General features: G+C 57.0%; 1 protein-coding gene. It reads left to right on the top strand.

Going from position 1 to position 747, the window contains the following annotated elements; genetic code table 11:
* Window positions 1-39: 39 nt before the first annotated feature.
* Complete coding sequence (locus IVA96_RS04885) at window positions 40-276, top strand: lipase family protein (protein ID WP_247415656.1); 237 nt, start codon at window positions 40-42, stop codon at window positions 274-276.
* Window positions 277-747: the final 471 nt, after the last annotated feature.

Here is a 747-nt window from a genome sequence, read left to right as displayed (position 1 = left end):
GAACCTTGGCGATCGCTTCTCGAACAGAACAGCACCAGGGTGCTCTCCCCTGAGATCCCCATCTTTCTTGCGCAGGGGGCCAACGACCAGGTCATCCAGTCCGCGGTCACGCAGGCCTACATGGACAAGTTGTGCAAAGCCGGCAGCAAGGTCAGGATGGTGGTGTTGCCCGGTATCGGCCACGGACGCGCAGCCCAGGCGAGCGCGATGGCGGCGGTAAATTGGATGACTGACCGCTTCACCGGAAAAAGACCTCCTGACGATTGCGTCAGATAGAGCTTGCCCAGAACGCCAAAGGAATTAGCCATCGGCTCTTTGGCTTCGGCTTCAACGTGCGGCGCTGTTCCAATTTTCGGGCTTGGGCGCGGACGAAAGTTCCGGAAAATCTTGAGCGCGATCTCCAGCGCCGAACTACTGCAGCGCGTGTCGATCCGACGATCAGAACAAACCACGTCGGTCATGGCATATCGAGTACGCTGATCGGGGTGTAATCGCGTGGAAGACACTTAGATGGAGAAGCAATCCATTCTTCTTTTGATGGAACCGATCGCGTCTACTTCGGTAGATTGACTAGACCCTACGACCGCTTTTGGCCGATTCCGTTGAAAAAGGCCGGCAGTATTTCGTTGTAATAGCTCCGTCGCGACGTGGCCGGAACTGCTCTTACTGACCCTATGCGAGCGTCGGGGTGGGCATCGGGATCAGCTTGGCCATCTTTCGAAGGTTTTGGGCGGTGGCTGCGAGGAT

Origin of the sequence: Bradyrhizobium sp. 159, from assembly GCF_023073795.1 — a bacterium.
Lineage (GTDB): Bacteria > Pseudomonadota > Alphaproteobacteria > Rhizobiales > Xanthobacteraceae > Bradyrhizobium.
Note: the sequence above shows the minus strand (reverse complement) of the source record. Positions and strands in the feature narration are given on the sequence as shown.